The following is a 17,033-nucleotide window of genomic DNA, read 5'->3' as shown; positions in this document are numbered from 1 at the left end:
TTTATACCCTACTTAAATCTATTTTAGTATCAGAACAAATTGCAGAAAATAGCACATCAGTAGAGCTATTTAAAGCAGTTTCAACGCTATCTTGAATAACTCCAATTATAAAGCCAACCCCAACTACTTGCATAGCAATATCATCATTTATCCCAAATAACGAACACGCTAAAGGAACAAGTAAAAGTGAGCCACCAGCAACCCCACTAGCTCCACAAGCAGCAAATGCAGCTAAAAAGCTAAGTAGTATAGCGTTTGTAAAAGTAATATTAAGTCCTAATGTATGAACTGCAGCAAGTGCTAAAACAGAAATAGTAACAGCAGCTCCAGCCATATTAATTGTAGCACCTAGTGGAATTGATACTCCATATAATTCTTTATCAACATTAATTTTTGAACATAGTGCCATATTTACAGGAATATTTGCAGCTGAACTTCTTGTAAAAAACGCATAAATTGCAGAGTGTTTTATACAAACCCAAACTAATGGATAAGGATTTTTCTTAGTAACTACAAATACTATTAATGGATTGATTACAAATGTTACAAATAGCATAGTCCCAACTAATACTAATAGTAATAAAACATAATCAGCTAAAGTTTCTACACCAGTTTTAGCAACACTTGTGCTTACTAGACCAAAAATACCAATAGGAGCTAGACGAACTATGAAAGCAACAATTTTAATAGTGCCTTCATTAATATCTATAAATACTTTTTTTACTTCTTTTGAGCAAGTTTTAAGTGCAATTCCAGCAGCTATAGCCCAAGTTAAAATTCCAATATAATTTCCATTAGCTAATGCACTTACTGGATTTTCTATCATTTTAAATAATAAATCTTTAAATACCATAGCAACACTACTTGGCGGGGTTAAATCAATATTATTTGGTATTTCTAATATAAGTTTTGTAGGAAATAAAAAGCTAGCAACAACACCACAAACAGAAGCTAAGAAAGTTCCTATTAAATACAAAATTATTACTTGTTTTATTTTTTTAGTTCCATTTCCATATTCTCTAGTAGAGATTGCACTAAGAACTAAAATAAATACTAATATCGGAGCAATTGCTTTTAGAGCACCTATAAAAAAATCTCCTAATAAAGAAGTATAATCAGTAAAACTAGGAATACAAATTCCAACAAAAACACCTACAACAATACCAATCATAATTTTTATAATTAAATTAGTACTTTTATATCTTTTAATCATTGAACTTAAGACGCTCATAATATCTCCTTAAAAAGGCAAAAATATAGCAAATCTCTCTTACAAAACATTAACTATAAAGGCTAAAATTAGGCAAAATTTAATTATTAAAGGATAATAAATGTATTTATTTACAAGTGAAGTAGTAAGTGCAGGACACCCTGATAAATGTGCTGATATCATTGCTGATAGCATTGTTGATTTGCATATAAATTATGATAAAAACGCTCGCGTTGCTAGTGAGGTTTTTGTCGCTGGAAAGAATGTAATAATTGGTGGAGAGATTAAATCTAATTTAAAGGTTAGTGAAAGTGAATATGAAGAAGTAGTTAAAAACGCTTTAATTAAAATAGGTTATAAAGAAAATTCTCATTTTAGCAAGGCTGAATGCTTATACCCAAGTGATGTTAAAGTGCAAGTGTTATTAAACGAGCAAAGTAATGATATTAATCAAGGCGTAGATCAAGAAAGTGGAGAAATAGGAGCAGGTGATCAAGGTATGATGTTTGGCTTTGCAAGTAGCGAAGCACCTGAATTTATGCCTGCTGCGATTTTTTATGCGAGAATGATTTGTAATAAAGTATATGAATATGCTCTAAATAATCCACACGAATTTGGAGTAGATATTAAAACTCAAGTTACAATTGATTATGAGAGCAAGGAAAATTATGAAAATTGTAAGCCTAAAAAAATCCATACAATAGTAGTTTCAGCTCCTAGCGTAAGTAGTTTAAGTCTTGATGAAGTTCGCTCAAAAATTATGAATTTAATTTGTAATTCGGGCTTACCAAAAGAGCTATTTAATAAAGATGATTGCATTATTTATATTAATCCAACAGGAAGATATGTAAACCACTCAAGCCTTCACGATAGTGGCTTAACAGGAAGAAAATTAATAGTGGATAGTTTTGGTGGATATAGCCCAATAGGAGGAGGTGCACAAAGCTCAAAAGATTACACAAAAGTTGATAGAAGTGGGCTTTATGCAGCTAGATATGTAGCAAAAAATATAGTTGCAAGTGGCTTAGCTAAAAAATGTATAGTGCAAATTAGCTATGCAATAGGAATTGCAAAACCAATTAGCGTAAATGTTGATTGTATGGGGACAAATGCAAGTGTTGATGATAATATTTTAAGTGCATTTGTTGAAAGAAATTTCGCATTAACTCCTAGATGGATTAAAGAAAAATTTAGATTAGATGAGCCTAGTAAAGCTGGATTTTCTTATGCTGATGTTGCAACTTATGGGCAAGTTGGAGTTGCAAGTTATCCTTGGGAGCAGCTTGATAGCGTTGAATTATTTAAGAGTTTATTAAAATGAAAATAGGAATTATTGGACTTGGAGCCGTTGGTTCGGCTGCAAGTTTTATGCTAAGTAGTCAAAATATAGCAAACGAGCTTTATTTGTACGATATTAAAGATGGCTTAGCAAACGCAAGTAAGATTGATTTAGAAGATAGTCTTGAAAATACCAATTCAAATTCTAAAATTTTTGCTGTTAGCAAGGTAGAAGAATTAGTAAAATGTGATCTTATTGTCTTGGCATATACAACTTGCATTGAGCCTGATAGAACGCTTGAACTTAAGGCTAATTATGAACCTTTAAAAGAAATTATTAATGCCTTAAAGGGCTTTAATGGTATATATTTAATAGCTACAAATCCAAATGATAGCATTGTTTATTACGCTCAAAAATTAAGTGGCTTAGATACTTTTAAAGTAATTGGCACAGGCACAACGCTTGATAGTGCAAGGCTTAAGATTGAAATTACTAATAAATTAGGAATTTCTTATAAAAATATAAATGCTTTTATGCTAGCAGAGCACGGAGATACGCAGTTTTTTTATAAGAGCAATGCCTTTGTGGGCGGTAAAAATATTAATGAGTTTAACCTTAATTTAGATGAGATTGAAAACAGAGTTCGCTTTAAGGGCGGAGAGATTTTTAAAGTAAAAGGTAAAACAGAATTTGGAATAGGAAGTGTAATTGCAAGAATTATTAAAGCTATTAAAGATGATGAGAATTTAATCACACCTATTAGTTTTACTCAAGATAATTTAGCTTATTCAAGATTGGTTGTAGTAGGTAAGGGTGGTATTAAAAAAGTTCTTGAATTAGACTTAAATAAAGATGAAAAAGAAAAACTTGAAATCTCAAAAAATTATATTTTAAAGACTATTAATTCTATTAAATAATTAGTGAAGAGTTAAATCTCTTCATTGTTTATATATACATTAAAACTTTTTGGCTTGCTAATCTTTTTAATAGCTTCTTGCATAATGAAATTATTTGTATTTTTTGTTATATATAAAGTTTTATTTTTATAAGAAAAATCACAAATTTCGTTTTCTTTAGCCTTATTTAAAGAATTACAAAATGCTAGAATAAAATTAAGCCAAGATATAGTATTTTCATCTGGCAATAATTTTTTTAATTTTAAATTCTCATAATTTATTTTTTTGCCGTGTTGTTCTATTATAGTTGCTATTAGTGCTTTATCTTCGTGTTTTATACAAAAATTTAGACCACTTAAAACACAATAAGCACTATGTTTGTGGTTTGAATAATAGCTAAGTAATAAACCTGTCTCAATTAATTTTGCTGCATATGTTAAGTGTTTTAGATATTTTTTATCAACATAATGAATTTCATTTAAAGTATTAAATAATCTTGTAACATTACTAACCAGTGAGCCTGATTTGTATTTAATTAGTCTATCTTCAAGACTTTTTAAGCTCGGATTAAAATTGGCTGGAAACCCTTTGTGGTGTTTAAATAAGTCTTTTAAAAATATTCCTTCTCTAACTCCAGCACCACTTGTAATTATTTGCTTGATTTTTAATTTTTTAATTATTTTATAAAAGACTAAAGCACCCATTTTAATGGTATCGTGTCTTTCTTTTTTAATTCCTAGCGAGCTAAGTTCTGAATTTTTGCAATTGATAATTTTTTCTATAAATTCACTTTCTTCATCTACTTGATAAGAAAAAGCATGAACCTGACTTAAAGGATAATTATTTTTTTCCATAATAGCATTGCTAATAGCTCTTAATGAGCCACCTATTGTAATTAAGATAGAAGCTTTAAAATCATCAGGGATTTGCTCTAAATAATTATCTATATATTTTTCTAATTTATTAAATTTGTCTTTAAATAAGTCTTTTAATCTCACCGTTCCAAGGTCAAGCGAGAAAGTTTTAACTACTTTTGTATTTTCACACAAACACAATTCAGCACTACCACCACCAATATCTAAACAAATTGATTTGTCATCTAATTTAGGTAGTAAATTAATAGCTCCAAAACCACTTAAATATGCTTCTTCCATTCCACTTAAAGTTTTGATATTGAGTTTTAAATCTTTTTTTAATAGGTTAATTAAATCAGATTTATTTTTTGCATCTCTTAGAGCTGATGTTCCTATGCAAAATATTTTATTACACTTAAAATTAAGCGCTTGAGTTTTAAAATATTTTATTATTTCGTAAGCTTTTTTGATTTGTTTTTCTACCAATACATTATCTTGTTCATAAGCACCTTGTGCTAAACGAAATTTAACTTTTTGTTCGTTTAATATATAAAAACCATATCTTGAAGTTTTTTCATATATTGCCATCCTAATTCCGTTTGAACCTAAATCAATAATTGCAGTTTTTTTTGCCATATTTCTTCTCTTAATTTTTTTTGATTTTCATAGAAAAAATAGCCCTTGTTCCTTGCATATCTTTTCTATTTTCTAATGATACTTCAGCTTTTAGTGCGGTTGCAGCTGATTTTGATAAATAAAGTCCTAATCCAACGCCTTCTTTATCTCCAAATCTTTTAAATGGTGCAAAATAATCTTTATCTTCACTAATTCCACAACCCATATCATCTACATGTAGATAAAAAGTCATATTATTGATGAAAGTTGTAATTGTTATTGTTGTATTTGGTTGAGAAAATTTAAATGCGTTTTGAATAAAATTTTGTAAAATTTGTGAGAATAAGGTTTTTTGTATTTTTATTTTTAATTCATTTGGGTTTAGATTAAGTTCTATTTTTTGTCCTGTTTTTGAGCCTAATAGGCTAAAATTTTTGCTTTCTTGTCTAATAAAATCAATTAAGTCTATTTCATTTGGCTCTTCAAATTGCGCACCTTCTAATCTACCAATTTTAAGAATTTCATTTATGATTTTATTGATATTATCTATGCTATCGTTAGAGTTTTTAATGGTTTGAATATAATATTCACTATCTCTTGATTTAATTAGCGTTACATCGTTTTTAGCTTTTATAACTGCTAAAGGAGTTTTTAATTCGTGAGCAATTCCTATAAATAGTTCTTTTTGAGACATATTATAGTTTTGAATTCTAGTAATTAAGTGATTAATACTACTTATGATTTCTTTAAACTCTAATGGATAGTTTTTATAATCTAATCTATTTGTAAAGTTATCATCAAACCTACTAACTTTAACGCTTAATTCTTTTAGGTGCATTGATAATATTCTTGATAAGAATAATGAATAAAAAATAATCAAACTAATAGCAATAATAATTATTAAAAATAAAGATATAAAAATAGTATCAAGAATTTTACTTGATTGACTTATATCTTTTTTTAATATTATATAATCCCCAAATTCATTGTAAGGATATGTTAAAATCAAGACTTTTTTATCGTTTTCATTGATTATTTGAAAGTTTGGTTTCATAGTTTTTTTATCTAAATGAATTATTTTATAGTCTTTAAAAATAATAAAGTTTGAACTATTATTCACTTCAATAATACTAATAGCATTTTTGATTAAATTATCAAATTCATTTTGCATTATATTAATTTTTAGAATTTGATACGACAGAACTGAAAAAATAACAACTAGCACCGTAATAGTAGATGCTAGTTGCAAGAAAAATTTATTTCTTATGCTTTTTTGGGAAAGCAAAATCTATAGCCTCTTCTTCTTATTGTTTCAATAGTTGAGATACCTAAAGGCTTATCCATTTTTTGCCTAATTTGATTGATTGCAACTTCAATTACATTAGGAGTTACAAGTTCAGGTTCTTCCCAAATTGCATCTAATAATTGTTCTTTTGATACTATTTGATCAGAGTGTCTTGCAAGATGGGTTAATACTTCAAAAGGTTTACCTTTTAATTCAATTTCTTTACCTTTATAAGTAATTTTTTCTTCATCTGGGTCTATTTCTAAATTATCAATTTTAATTGTATTTGACCCACCAAATCTAAGTCTTGCTTCAATTCTAGCTAATAATACATTAAAATCAAAAGGTTTTTTAATGTAATCATCAGCACCTGCTTTTAAAGCGCTTATTTCACTTTCTTTATCATCTTTTGCAGATAAAATTATGATTGAAGTTCTTGAAGATTTATGTTTTACAACATGTATTAAGTCAGTGCCATCACCATCAGGAAGCATCCAATCTGTCAATACTAAATCGTAGTTTCTAATACCGATATAATATTCAGCATCTTTACAATTTTCGCACGCATCTATTTGATAGCCATATTCAGTTAAACCTTCGGCTAGTGTCTTGTTTAAAGATATTTCATCTTCCACTACTAAAATACGCATTTTTTTTCCTTAAAGTAAAATTAAGGTTATGCTAACACAATTTAAGCAAATATTCAAGTTTTTTTAAAGTTATTTTAATATTTTTTTTTGTATTTAGCACTAAGTTTTGTGTTTTTCATAATCTCTAATTTAATAATCTCAATTTTTATTTTTTTTAGTTGTGGAAATTTGATTTTTATTTTTTTTGCTAGTTTTTTATTAGCTTTTTCTAAGGTAAAGAATTTTTTTGATTTTAAATATTTTTTTGATAATTTAGTTACTTTAGCATAGTCTAAAAAACTATCAGCTTTTGCATTTATTTTTAGGCTTATTGTTTGCTTTTCTAATCTTTCAAATTCCAATAAGCCTATTATGCATTTAAATTTTGTTTTTATTTTTATATGACTTTGCATTCGTCTTTAAAAATCAATCTAATAATATTTGGTATATGTTTATAGAACACAAAAAACAATATTAAATATATTGGTGCGTGAGAATTAATACTAATATTAGGGTATAAAAATTCTGCACTAATTACTCCAATACTAAATCCTATTAATGATGCTAAGCTAGATATTTTAAATACTTTTCCGATTATTAGCCAAAAAATAAGACCTATAATTACAGAATAAGGAACTAATAGTATTAAAGCTCCAGCCCCACTAGCTACGCCTTTACCGCCATTAAAGCTTAAAAATATGCTATAACAATGTCCTATAACACTAAGAACTGCCATAGCCCAAATTGTTGCCTCACTTATATCTAAAAACATAGCAATACAAATTGGAAGCATAGCTTTTAAAAAATCACTTAACATAGTAGCTATTGCTAATTTTTTAGCCAATTTTGGATTAACTTGTTTTACAACTCTTAATACATTTGTAGCTCCTATGCTTTTTGAACCTTGAGATTTAATATCAACATTTGCAAATTTTTTAGCATATATTAATCCAAAAGGAATTGAGCCTATTAAATAGGCTATTAGCATACAAATTAAATTATTATTTGTAAATAAGTCAATTATGAATGTAATAAAATTCATATCTTAATCTCTTTTATATAGGCTTAATTGATTTTTAAGCTCTACTAAAGTTTCTTCTACTCTTCTGCTTGCAAATTCTTGGATTTTTTTAGCATCTTCTTGGTCTGGTAAAATCTCTAAACAATATCTGTAAGCATTTTGATATACAATTAAAACAACTAATTTAAATTTTAAATTAAACTCAACTGCTTCATTTGAATGAGGCATATGTAAACAAATATAAGATGATAAAATATCACCTCTTTTAAATCCTACATCTTCATTAGAAACAACACCAATTCCACCTTCTGAAATATCAAATAATTTTCCATTAGCAACCCTTCCATCTTCATGAGTTAGTGCTATTTTAGTAAATTCATTAGGATGCACTCTAGGATATGCTCTTTTTAATGCGTGCATATATGGTTGGCTTTCAAAATTATTTAAAGTTACCGTGCAATTTACAATATTAACAGATAAAATATTTGCTTTAATATTTTTTTGTAAATATTGATTTTGAACTATATAAGCACAATCTTCTTCTTTCATAGCTAAAATTTGCATTAAATCAACTTTTACAACTATACTCGCATCTTCAACTTGTAAAATTTCTCCGTAAGTTCTAACAGGAACACCATTATAAAGATTTAAAAATTCTAATTTTTCTCCTACAGAATACATTTTTTTAAATGTATCTATAAAATTCTCGTGTATAAAAAATCCACCAGAACTACTTGCCGAAAATACATTAATTGAACTTTGTGCAGTCGTAGAATCGTGACAAATTGTGCAAAAAATTGAACCATATCTTTCCAATGCAAAGGCAAGATTAACAACTAATTTGTTGTTTAATCCATTATTCATAATATGCTTAGAAAAATCTATATAAGTTTTTAATAAAAATTCAAAAAAGCAAGCTCTATCAAAGTCTTTTGTCTTGGCTAATTCCTTACCTCTTTCTATACTAAAATCTTTTGTTAGTAACATAGAAAATAATTCTTCGTAAGCATCTTCACAATTTTTTGATAAAATTTTGCCTTCGCTTCTATAATAAGCTTGTATGTTATTAATAAATTTGTGTGTATATTTTTCAAAATAATTAATACTAGAATTAACTAGTTCGTCTCTTCCTTCAAAACTCATGTTTTTGTTTCCTTTTAAACTAAAAATAGCATTAGTGTAGCAAAAAAAATAAATTTTTAAATAAAAATTAATGATTTTTTGATAGTATTCGCTTTTTACAACTCATTTAAGCTTATTTAAATCTTTAAATTTCTAATATTTAAAGTGCTTGATGGGACTTACTAAATTACAAAGGATGAATCATGTATGCTATTTTTAAACATAGCGGTAAGCAGTACAAAGTAAGTGTTGGCGACGAATTAAAGTTAGATCGCTTTGAAGCAGAGAAAAAGTCTATCGTAGAAGTTACAGATGTTTTAGCTGTTAACGATAAAGAATTAAAAATCGGTACCCCTTTTGTTAGTGGAGCGAAAGTTGTTCTTGAAGTTATCAACGAAGGAAAAGATAAAAAAGTTGTAATTTTTAAGAAAAGAAGAAGAAAAGACTCTAAATTAAAAAGAGGTTTTAGAAGACAATTTACTCGCGTAGTAGTAAAAGAAATTAAAGCGTAAGGAGAAATACAATGGCACACAAGAAAGGTCAAGGTTCAACTCAAAATAATAGAGATTCTATAGGTAGACGTTTAGGTGTTAAAAAATTTGGTGGAGAATTTGTAAGAGCTGGAAATATTATTATTCGCCAAAGAGGAACAGCAACTCACGCAGGAGCAAATGTTGGTATGGGAAGAGATCATACTATTTTTGCTTTAGTTGATGGTTTTGTTAAATTTGAAAGAAAAGACAAAAACCGCAAAAAAGTTTCTGTATATCCTGCAGTATAATTTAAATTAAAAGGAGCTTAGGTAATGTTTGTTGATAGTATAAAAATTAGGCTGAGCTCTGGTAACGGCGGAGCGGGTGCTAGCTCATTTCGCCGTGAAAAACATGTACCACTAGGTGGTCCTGATGGCGGCGATGGCGGTCGTGGTGGCGATGTAGTGGTTATTTGTGATAATAATCTTCATACTTTAGCGCATTTTAAAGGCAAAACACATTTAAAGGCTAGTAATGGTGATTGTGGATTACCTAGAAATAAAAGTGGTAAAAAAGGCGAGAATTTAGAAATAAAAGTTCCAATAGGTACTCAAATTATTGATATTAATACCAATGAAATCTTACATGACTTTACGAGTTTAGGAGAGCAAATAGTCTTACTAAATGGTGGTTTAGGTGGCCTTGGAAATAGACATTTTAAAAGTTCTGTTAATCAAAGACCTACATACGCTCAACCTGGTAAAAAAGGAGAAAGTCTAGAAGTAAGACTTGAATTAAAATTAATTGCTGATGTTGGATTAGTTGGATATCCTAATGTCGGAAAATCTACTTTAATTAGTATAGTAAGTAATGCTAAGCCAGAAATTGCTGATTATGAATTTACAACTCTTACTCCAAAATTAGGTGTTGTAGATATTAATGATTACTCGTTTGTAATGGCTGATATACCAGGAATTATAGAAGGTGCTAGTGAAGGAAAAGGTTTAGGATATGAGTTCTTAAAACACATATCAAGGTCAAAATGCTTATTATTTATGCTAGATAGTTTTAAAGAAATGAGCATTAAAGAACAATTTATTAATTTATACAAAGAACTTGAAGCTTATGGCTTGAATGATTTTAAATTTGCAGTTGCAATCACAAGATGTGATGTGGCTAAAGAGAATTTAATTCAAGAATTAGAACTTTTAAATGAGTATTTAAAAAGATATGATAATTTAGTTTTTGTTACAAAAATATCTTCAGTTACTAATGATGGTATTAAAGAGTTAAAATTATCTTTATCAAAAATGTTATTTGAATAACATATCTTAATTTTTAGGTATATCATGAAAAAAAATATAGTATTTATGGGCACGCCCGAATTTTCGGCATTTATTTTAGAAGAGCTTAGTAAATTTCATAATGTAAGTCTAGTTTTAACCCAAACAGATAAAGAAGTTGGAAGAAAAAAAATATTAACTCCAAGTCCGGTAAAAGAGATTGCGTTAAAACTAAACTTAGAATTAGCACAACCAAAAAGCTTAAGAAATAATGAAGAGATTAGAAATTTAATTAGCAATAAAAAACCAGATTTTATAATAGTTGCAGCTTATGGAAAAATACTGCCAAAAGAGATTTTAGACATAGCACCTTGTATTAATACTCACGCTAGTTTACTTCCTTATTATAGAGGAGCTTCACCTATACAAAGTGCTATTTTAAATGGTGATATTGTAAGTGGAGTTACACTTATGAATATGGATATAGGTCTTGATACTGGAGATATTTTATATCAACAAGAATTAAATATTAAGGATTTAAATTCTCCACAAGTATTTGACAAAATGTCTAAATTATCAGCAAAAATGCTTTTGGAATTTTTAGAAAATCCAAATTATTTTCAACCTATTAAACAAGATGATTCAAAGGCAACTCATACAAAAATTATCAAAAAACAAGATGGTTTAATTGAGCTAAATAATGCTAAAGAAATATATCAAAAATATTTAGCATTTTATGATTGGCCTAATATATTTTTAGAAAATGGTTTAAAGTTAAATGAACTTGAATTGAATGAATGTGAAAGTGATAATAAAGAAGGGCTTATAAAAGAAATAGGTAAAAATTATTTAATTTTAACTTGTAAAAAAGGCAGCTTAAAAGTTTATAAATTGCAAGATGCAGGTAAAAAGTCTTTAGATGCTAATGTATATGTAAATGGTAAAAGGTTAAAACAAGGAGATAGCATTGTATAATCTAGCTTTTTGTAATTGTATAAGTTCAACTCAAGTTGAGCTTATAAATGCTATTAGAAATGGTTTTAAAGAACACGCATTTGCATTGGCTACGCTTAAACAAACTAACGGAATTGGCTCTTGTAATAGAAATTGGATTAGCGATAATACCGATTCATTTGGCAATATAAATTCTAAGATTCATAATCAGTATTTTAAAGATATAGATTTTATATTTTTTGATGAATATAATAAATTTAATTTAGATATAAAAAATAATTTATATTTATCTTTTTTTAATGATAATTTACCAGATGATTTACCTATTCAATCAGCTAGTATATATTATTCTATGATAATGAAAATAGTCTTAAAAGAATTTGGTTCAAAAGTTTTTATAAAATGGCCTAATGATTTTTATTTAGATAATAAAAAAATTGGAGGGCTAATCACTGCAAAAATAAAAGATAAATTAGTTTGTGGTATTGGTATAAATATAACTACAGCACCAGTAGATGCTAATATTTTAGATATAGATATTTCATATTCAACATTACTTAAAACTTTTTTTGATAGAATAAATCTTAATATTTCTTGGAAAGAAATTTTTGATTATTATAAGAGTGATTTTGAATTAAGTAGATCGTTTTATTTTAAAAATGATGATAATACTTATTCATTAAATGATGTAAAATTATATGAAGATGGTTCTATTTTAGTAGATAACAAAAGGATATATAGTTTAAGATGAGTGAAATTATAACAATAGCTAATCAAAAGGGTGGGGTAGGTAAAACAACAACGGCAGTGAATTTAGCAGCTTCTCTTGCGGTAGCTGAAAAAAGTGTTTTACTAATAGATATGGATCCACAAGGTAATGCTACCACAGGATACGGATTTAAAAGAAGTGATTTTGAATTTAATATATATCATGTATTAAGTGGTAAAAAAACATTAGATGAGATTATTTTAAAGACAAGTTTGAATAAACTAGACCTTGCTCCATCAAATATTGTTCTTACTAATTTTGAGCAAGAATTAGGAACAGGTGTAAATAATAAACAAATTTTAAGAAAAGCTTTAAAAGATGTTGTAAATAGATATGATTATATAATAATAGATTCGCCACCTGCATTAGGAAATATCACAATTAATGCACTTGCAGCAAGCACTGATGTAATAATCCCGATTCAATGTGAATATTTAGCATTAGAAGGTTTGGCACATATTTTAAGGACGATTCATAATATAAGAGAAGCAATAAATCCGAAGTTAAGAATAAGGGGAATTTTACCTACTATGTATAGCCCACAGAATAATCTTTCAAAAGATACGGTTGCCGAACTTAAAAAGCATTTAAGTGGCAAGTTATTTAGAAAAGATGGAGAGATAGTAATAATTCCAAGAAATGTAAAACTAGCAGAAAGTCCAAGTTTTGGAAAACCTATAATATTGTATGACATAAAATCTCCAGGTTGTGTTGCTTATCAAAGCTTAGCACATTCTTTAATAGGATAGAAAATGGCAAAAAAATCTTTAGGTTCAGATTTTAGTAGTATTTTAGATGATATATCTTTAGCTTATGATGATGAGTTAAGTGGAGTTTTTAGAAGTGATTTAGATACTATAAGAGATATTAGTATAGATGATATAACTCCAAATCCATATCAGCCAAGAAAAAGTTTTAATGAAGATAGTATAAATGAACTTGCTAATTCCATTAAAAATCATGGATTATTACAACCAATTGTTGTAATAGATGCTGATGAGCTTTGTGAAAAGGCAATGGAAAATGGAGAAAATTTAGAAAAAGTAACTAAATATTTTTTAATTGCTGGCGAGAGAAGATTAAGGGCTATTAAAGCTTTAGGTGAAACAAAAATTAAAGCAATTATTGCAAATATAGATTCAAGTAAAACACGAGAATTAGCTTTACTTGAAAATATTCAAAGAGAAGATTTAAATCCTATTGAACTTGCTTTAGCTTATAAAGAGTTAATGAGAGTTAGAAAAATTACTCAAGAAGAATTAGCGCATAGTATTCAAAAAAGTAGAGCAAATATAGCAAATACTTTAAGATTACTTACTCTTAGTGAAGATACTCAAAAATTAATTATTGATGGCAAATTAAGTGCAGGTCATGCTAAAGTAATAGCAGGTCAAAAAGAAGATGAAAAGATTTTAGTAAATACAATTATTGGTCAAAAATTAAATGTTAGAGATTGTGAAAAACTAGCAAATAAACTCAAGGGTAAAAATACAAATAACATAATTGATGATAGTTTGTTAAAAAAATTAAAAGAATTTAAAATAGATTTTAAAATACAAAATGGCAAACTTATATTTAATTTAAATCAAGAAAATACTAAAAATTTTGTTGAAAATGCTATAAAAAACTTATAATTTAAATATTATTTGATTTTTTTATGTTAATATAAAGTTTTATCAAAATAAGGAGAATGTATGTTTGATGACTTAGATCTTAAAATGATGTTATTAACAGCTATGTTGTTTTTAATATTGCTTTGGATTTTAGATTACATCTTATACAAACCATTACTAACCTTTATGAAAAATAGAGATGATGGTATAAAAGAAGATGAAGCTAGAATTCAGCAAAATAACACAGACGCTAGTAATAATGAAACATTAATTGCTAAGATTTATGCTGATGCAAGAGCTAAAGCTCAAGCCATCAAAAGCGAGCAAGTTGCCGTAGCAAAAGAGCAAGCAAGCAAAGCTATAGCAGAAAAAAAGGCTAGTCTTGATTTAGACTATCAGAAATTTTTAACTGAACTTGAAGCAAAAAAAATTCAGTTTAAAAATGAGTTGAAAGCTGATTTGTTTCAGTGTGAAAATGCTTTAAGAGCAAGTATAGAAAAAATTTAAGGTTGCTTTATGAACAGATTAATATGGATTTTATTACCTACTTATTTGTTGGCTAGTGATACAGATATTTTCTATAGAACTATAAATTTTGTAATTTTTGCTGTTATGATGTATTTATTACTTGCTAAAACAATTAAAAAGATATATTGTGATAGAATTGATAATATTAAAAATAGATTAGTATCAATAGAAAAAAGCTTAGATGAGGCTAAAAAAAATAAAGAAGAAGCAATTAAAAAAATAGAGATAGCTAATAACGAGGCTGATAAGCTAATAGAATTAGCTAAAGAACAAGCTATAAAATTAAATGAAAATATTTTAAAAGATGCTAATAATGAGATAGAAAATATGAAAAAATCTTATGAAGAGCAAAAAATATTTGAAGAGAAAAAGGCTAAAGAAGAAGTTGTCAAAGAACTTATAGAAGAGCTTTTAAATACTAATGTTAATTTAAAACAATCTGATTTATTAGATATTGTTTCAAGGAAAGTTAGCTAATGGAAAAGTATGTAAATATAATAATGCAAAGAAAAGATAGGGAAGAATTTATATCTTGTTTTGAGATTTTAAAAGAAGCCTTTAAAGATAAAAAAACATTAGTGATAATAAATGCAGTTGGCATTAGCTTAGATAAAAAGATAGAGTTTTTAGTGAGTTTATCTAATACAAATAAAAAAGAAATTATTAATTTTTTAAAGGTATTAGGAGTAAATAATAAACTTGATAAAGTTCCAGTTGTTTATGATGGATTAGTTAAAAAATTAGCTTTAGAAAATAATATTTATTATGCTGATATTTATTCTAAAGAAAAAATTAGTGATAATGATATATTAAAGCACGAAAAAGAATTATCAAATTATTTTAAAAAAGAAATAAAACTAAAAAATATAATTCATGATAAAAATGAAATAAAGATTTATATTGAAGACTTAGGATATGAAATAATAGTATCAGAAACTTCATTAAAAGATAAAATCAAACAGCATATAATGAAAGCAATTTAAGAGGAGTAACAGTGAGTTTTAACGCAAATGAAATTAGCTCAATTATTAAAGAAAGAATTGAGAATTTTAATTTAAATTTAGAAATTGAAGAAACTGGTAAAGTTATTTCAATAGCTGATGGTGTTGCTAATGTTTTTGGATTAAAAAATGTTATGGCAGGAGAAATGGTTGAATTTGAAAATGGCGAAAAAGGTATGGCATTAAACCTTGAAGAAAATAGTGTTGGTGTTGTAGTTTTAGGAAGTTTTTCAAATATTAAAGAAGGTAGCTCTGTTAAAAGATTAAAACAATTATTAAAAGTTCCAGTTGGTGAAGAATTAATTGGTCGTGTTGTTAATGCTTTAGGAGAGCCAATCGACGCAAAAGGTGTTATAAATACTACAAAAACTGCATTTGTTGAAGAAAAAGCTAAAGGTATTATGGCTAGAAAAAGCGTTCATGAGCCATTACAAACAGGTATTAAAGCAATTGATGCCCTTGTTCCAATTGGTCGCGGTCAAAGAGAATTAATCATTGGAGATAGACAAACAGGTAAAACAACCGTAGCAGTAGATACCATAATTAATCAAAAAGGTCAAAATGTTGTATGTATTTATGTAGCTATTGGACAAAAACAAAGCACTGTTGCGCAAGTTGTTAAAAAACTTGAAGAGCACGGAGCTATGGATTATACAATAGTAGTAAGTGCAACTGCGAGTGATTCAGCGGCTCTTCAATACCTTGCTCCTTATACAGGCGTTACAATGGGTGAGTACTTTAGAGACAATAGCAAACATGCCTTAATAGTATATGATGATTTAAGTAAGCACGCAGTAGCTTATCGTGAAATGAGCTTGATTTTACGCCGTCCTCCAGGTCGTGAAGCTTATCCAGGCGATGTATTCTATCTACACTCAAGATTATTAGAAAGAGCTTCAAAATTAAGTGATGCTTTAGGTGCAGGTTCGTTAACAGCTTTACCTATTATTGAAACTCAAGCAGGAGATGTTTCAGCATATATTCCAACTAATGTTATTTCAATTACAGATGGACAAATATTCTTAGAAACAGATTTATTTAACTCAGGTATTCGTCCTGCTATTAACGTAGGTTTATCAGTATCTAGGGTAGGTGGTTCTGCTCAAATTAAAGCTACAAAACAAGTATCAGGAACATTAAGATTAGACCTTGCGCAATATCGTGAATTGCAAGCATTTGCACAATTTGCAAGTGATTTAGATGAGAGTTCAAGAAAACAATTAGAGCGTGGTCAAAGAATGGTTGAAGTATTAAAACAACCTCCATATAGCCCATTAGCTATTGAAAAGCAAATAGTTCTAATTTATGCAGGTACTAGAGGATTTTTAGATGATATTGCTGTAGATAAGATTACTAAATTTGAAAATGATTTATATGCTTATATTGAAACAAAGTCTCCTGAGATTTTTGAGCAAATTAGAGTTAAAAAAGCTTTAGATAGTGATTTAGAAGATAAAATTAAAAATTTATTAAATGAGTTTAAAGCAACACAAGCGTAGGT

The 17,033-nt window shown here is 27.7% G+C and carries 20 protein-coding genes; 13 read left to right on the top strand and 7 right to left on the bottom strand.

What is annotated here, in order from left to right:
- Position 1 precedes the first annotated feature (1 nt).
- Entirely contained in the window at positions 2-1,231 is a 1,230-nt protein-coding gene (gene sstT, locus AVBRAN9334_RS04285) for a serine/threonine transporter SstT (RefSeq protein ID WP_214117392.1), read from the bottom strand.
- Positions 1,232-1,331: 100 nt separating this feature from the next.
- Here sstT and metK point away from each other — a divergent pair, with 100 nt between their 5' ends.
- The gene (gene metK, locus AVBRAN9334_RS04280; protein ID WP_336607109.1) at positions 1,332-2,531 is read left to right on the top strand and encodes a methionine adenosyltransferase; all 1,200 of its coding nucleotides are present in this window, start codon (positions 1,332-1,334) and stop codon (positions 2,529-2,531) included.
- Positions 2,528-3,406 (top strand): lactate/malate family dehydrogenase, encoded by an 879-nt coding sequence (locus AVBRAN9334_RS04275; protein ID WP_336607108.1) that lies wholly within the window; start codon positions 2,528-2,530, stop codon positions 3,404-3,406. The genes metK and AVBRAN9334_RS04275 overlap by 4 nt, the downstream gene beginning before the upstream one ends.
- Before the next feature lie 11 nt (positions 3,407-3,417).
- Here AVBRAN9334_RS04275 and AVBRAN9334_RS04270 read toward each other — a convergent pair whose 3' ends face one another.
- The 6 genes from AVBRAN9334_RS04270 to AVBRAN9334_RS04245 all read right to left on the bottom strand — a co-directional run bounded on the left by AVBRAN9334_RS04270 (position 3,418) and on the right by AVBRAN9334_RS04245 (position 8,932).
- A complete protein-coding gene (locus AVBRAN9334_RS04270) occupies positions 3,418-4,875 on the bottom strand; it encodes a Ppx/GppA phosphatase family protein (RefSeq protein WP_336607107.1) in 1,458 nt (485 codons plus the stop codon).
- 10 nt (positions 4,876-4,885) lie between these two features.
- Positions 4,886-6,103 carry a sensor histidine kinase gene (locus tag AVBRAN9334_RS04265; RefSeq protein ID WP_336607106.1) on the bottom strand — a complete coding sequence of 406 codons (1,218 nt, stop codon included), beginning with the start codon at positions 6,101-6,103 and terminating at the stop codon, positions 4,886-4,888.
- Positions 6,104-6,117: 14 nt separating this feature from the next.
- Positions 6,118-6,789, bottom strand: coding sequence for a response regulator transcription factor (hsrA, locus tag AVBRAN9334_RS04260; RefSeq protein ID WP_214117387.1), 672 nt, complete (start codon positions 6,787-6,789; stop codon positions 6,118-6,120).
- A 74-nt stretch (positions 6,790-6,863) separates the two neighbouring features.
- A complete protein-coding gene (locus AVBRAN9334_RS04255) occupies positions 6,864-7,181 on the bottom strand; it encodes a dihydroneopterin aldolase (protein WP_214117386.1) in 318 nt (105 codons plus the stop codon).
- A complete protein-coding gene (gene plsY, locus AVBRAN9334_RS04250; RefSeq protein WP_214120244.1) occupies positions 7,166-7,810 on the bottom strand; it encodes a glycerol-3-phosphate 1-O-acyltransferase PlsY in 645 nt (214 codons plus the stop codon). The genes AVBRAN9334_RS04255 and plsY overlap by 16 nt, the downstream gene beginning before the upstream one ends.
- Positions 7,811-7,813: 3 nt before the next feature.
- Positions 7,814-8,932 (bottom strand): PilZ domain-containing protein, encoded by a 1,119-nt coding sequence (locus AVBRAN9334_RS04245; protein ID WP_214120243.1) that lies wholly within the window; start codon positions 8,930-8,932, stop codon positions 7,814-7,816.
- A 182-nt stretch (positions 8,933-9,114) separates the two neighbouring features.
- On the opposite strand from AVBRAN9334_RS04245, the gene rplU reads away from it, so the two are divergent.
- From rplU to atpA, 11 genes are read left to right on the top strand one after another with little or no spacing between them, the layout of a single operon-like run.
- A complete protein-coding gene (rplU, locus tag AVBRAN9334_RS04240) occupies positions 9,115-9,423 on the top strand; it encodes a 50S ribosomal protein L21 (RefSeq protein ID WP_214117383.1) in 309 nt (102 codons plus the stop codon).
- Positions 9,424-9,434: 11 nt separating this feature from the next.
- Positions 9,435-9,692 (top strand): 50S ribosomal protein L27, encoded by a 258-nt coding sequence (rpmA, locus tag AVBRAN9334_RS04235; RefSeq protein WP_214117382.1) that lies wholly within the window; start codon positions 9,435-9,437, stop codon positions 9,690-9,692.
- 24 nt (positions 9,693-9,716) lie between these two features.
- Positions 9,717-10,709 carry a GTPase ObgE gene (gene obgE / locus AVBRAN9334_RS04230; RefSeq protein ID WP_214149696.1) on the top strand — a complete coding sequence of 331 codons (993 nt, stop codon included), beginning with the start codon at positions 9,717-9,719 and terminating at the stop codon, positions 10,707-10,709.
- A 24-nt stretch (positions 10,710-10,733) separates the two neighbouring features.
- Complete coding sequence (gene fmt / locus AVBRAN9334_RS04225; RefSeq protein WP_214117380.1) at positions 10,734-11,642, top strand: methionyl-tRNA formyltransferase; 909 nt, start codon at positions 10,734-10,736, stop codon at positions 11,640-11,642.
- Entirely contained in the window at positions 11,635-12,372 is a 738-nt protein-coding gene (locus tag AVBRAN9334_RS04220) for a biotin--[acetyl-CoA-carboxylase] ligase (protein WP_336607105.1), read from the top strand. The genes fmt and AVBRAN9334_RS04220 overlap by 8 nt, the downstream gene beginning before the upstream one ends.
- Positions 12,369-13,139: a ParA family protein gene (locus tag AVBRAN9334_RS04215; protein ID WP_214117378.1), complete on the top strand. Its 771-nt coding sequence runs from the start codon at positions 12,369-12,371 to the stop codon at positions 13,137-13,139. The genes AVBRAN9334_RS04220 and AVBRAN9334_RS04215 overlap by 4 nt, the downstream gene beginning before the upstream one ends.
- Before the next feature lie 3 nt (positions 13,140-13,142).
- Positions 13,143-14,024: a ParB/RepB/Spo0J family partition protein gene (locus AVBRAN9334_RS04210; protein WP_214117377.1), complete on the top strand. Its 882-nt coding sequence runs from the start codon at positions 13,143-13,145 to the stop codon at positions 14,022-14,024.
- 60 nt (positions 14,025-14,084) lie between these two features.
- Complete coding sequence (locus AVBRAN9334_RS04205) at positions 14,085-14,510, top strand: F0F1 ATP synthase subunit B family protein (RefSeq protein WP_214117376.1); 426 nt, start codon at positions 14,085-14,087, stop codon at positions 14,508-14,510.
- A gap of 9 nt (positions 14,511-14,519) precedes the next feature.
- On the top strand, positions 14,520-15,008 hold the full coding sequence (locus AVBRAN9334_RS04200; RefSeq protein ID WP_336607104.1) for a F0F1 ATP synthase subunit B family protein: 489 nt from the start codon (positions 14,520-14,522) through the stop codon (positions 15,006-15,008).
- Positions 15,008-15,514: a F0F1 ATP synthase subunit delta gene (locus tag AVBRAN9334_RS04195; protein WP_214117374.1), complete on the top strand. Its 507-nt coding sequence runs from the start codon at positions 15,008-15,010 to the stop codon at positions 15,512-15,514. The genes AVBRAN9334_RS04200 and AVBRAN9334_RS04195 overlap by 1 nt, the downstream gene beginning before the upstream one ends.
- Before the next feature lie 11 nt (positions 15,515-15,525).
- Positions 15,526-17,031: a F0F1 ATP synthase subunit alpha gene (atpA, locus tag AVBRAN9334_RS04190; protein ID WP_214117373.1), complete on the top strand. Its 1,506-nt coding sequence runs from the start codon at positions 15,526-15,528 to the stop codon at positions 17,029-17,031.
- Positions 17,032-17,033 lie beyond the last annotated feature (2 nt).

The sequence above is a fragment of the Campylobacter sp. RM9334 genome (assembly GCF_020138145.1).
GTDB lineage: Bacteria > Campylobacterota > Campylobacteria > Campylobacterales > Campylobacteraceae > Campylobacter_E.
This window is presented reverse-complemented; position numbering and strand designations above follow the sequence as displayed.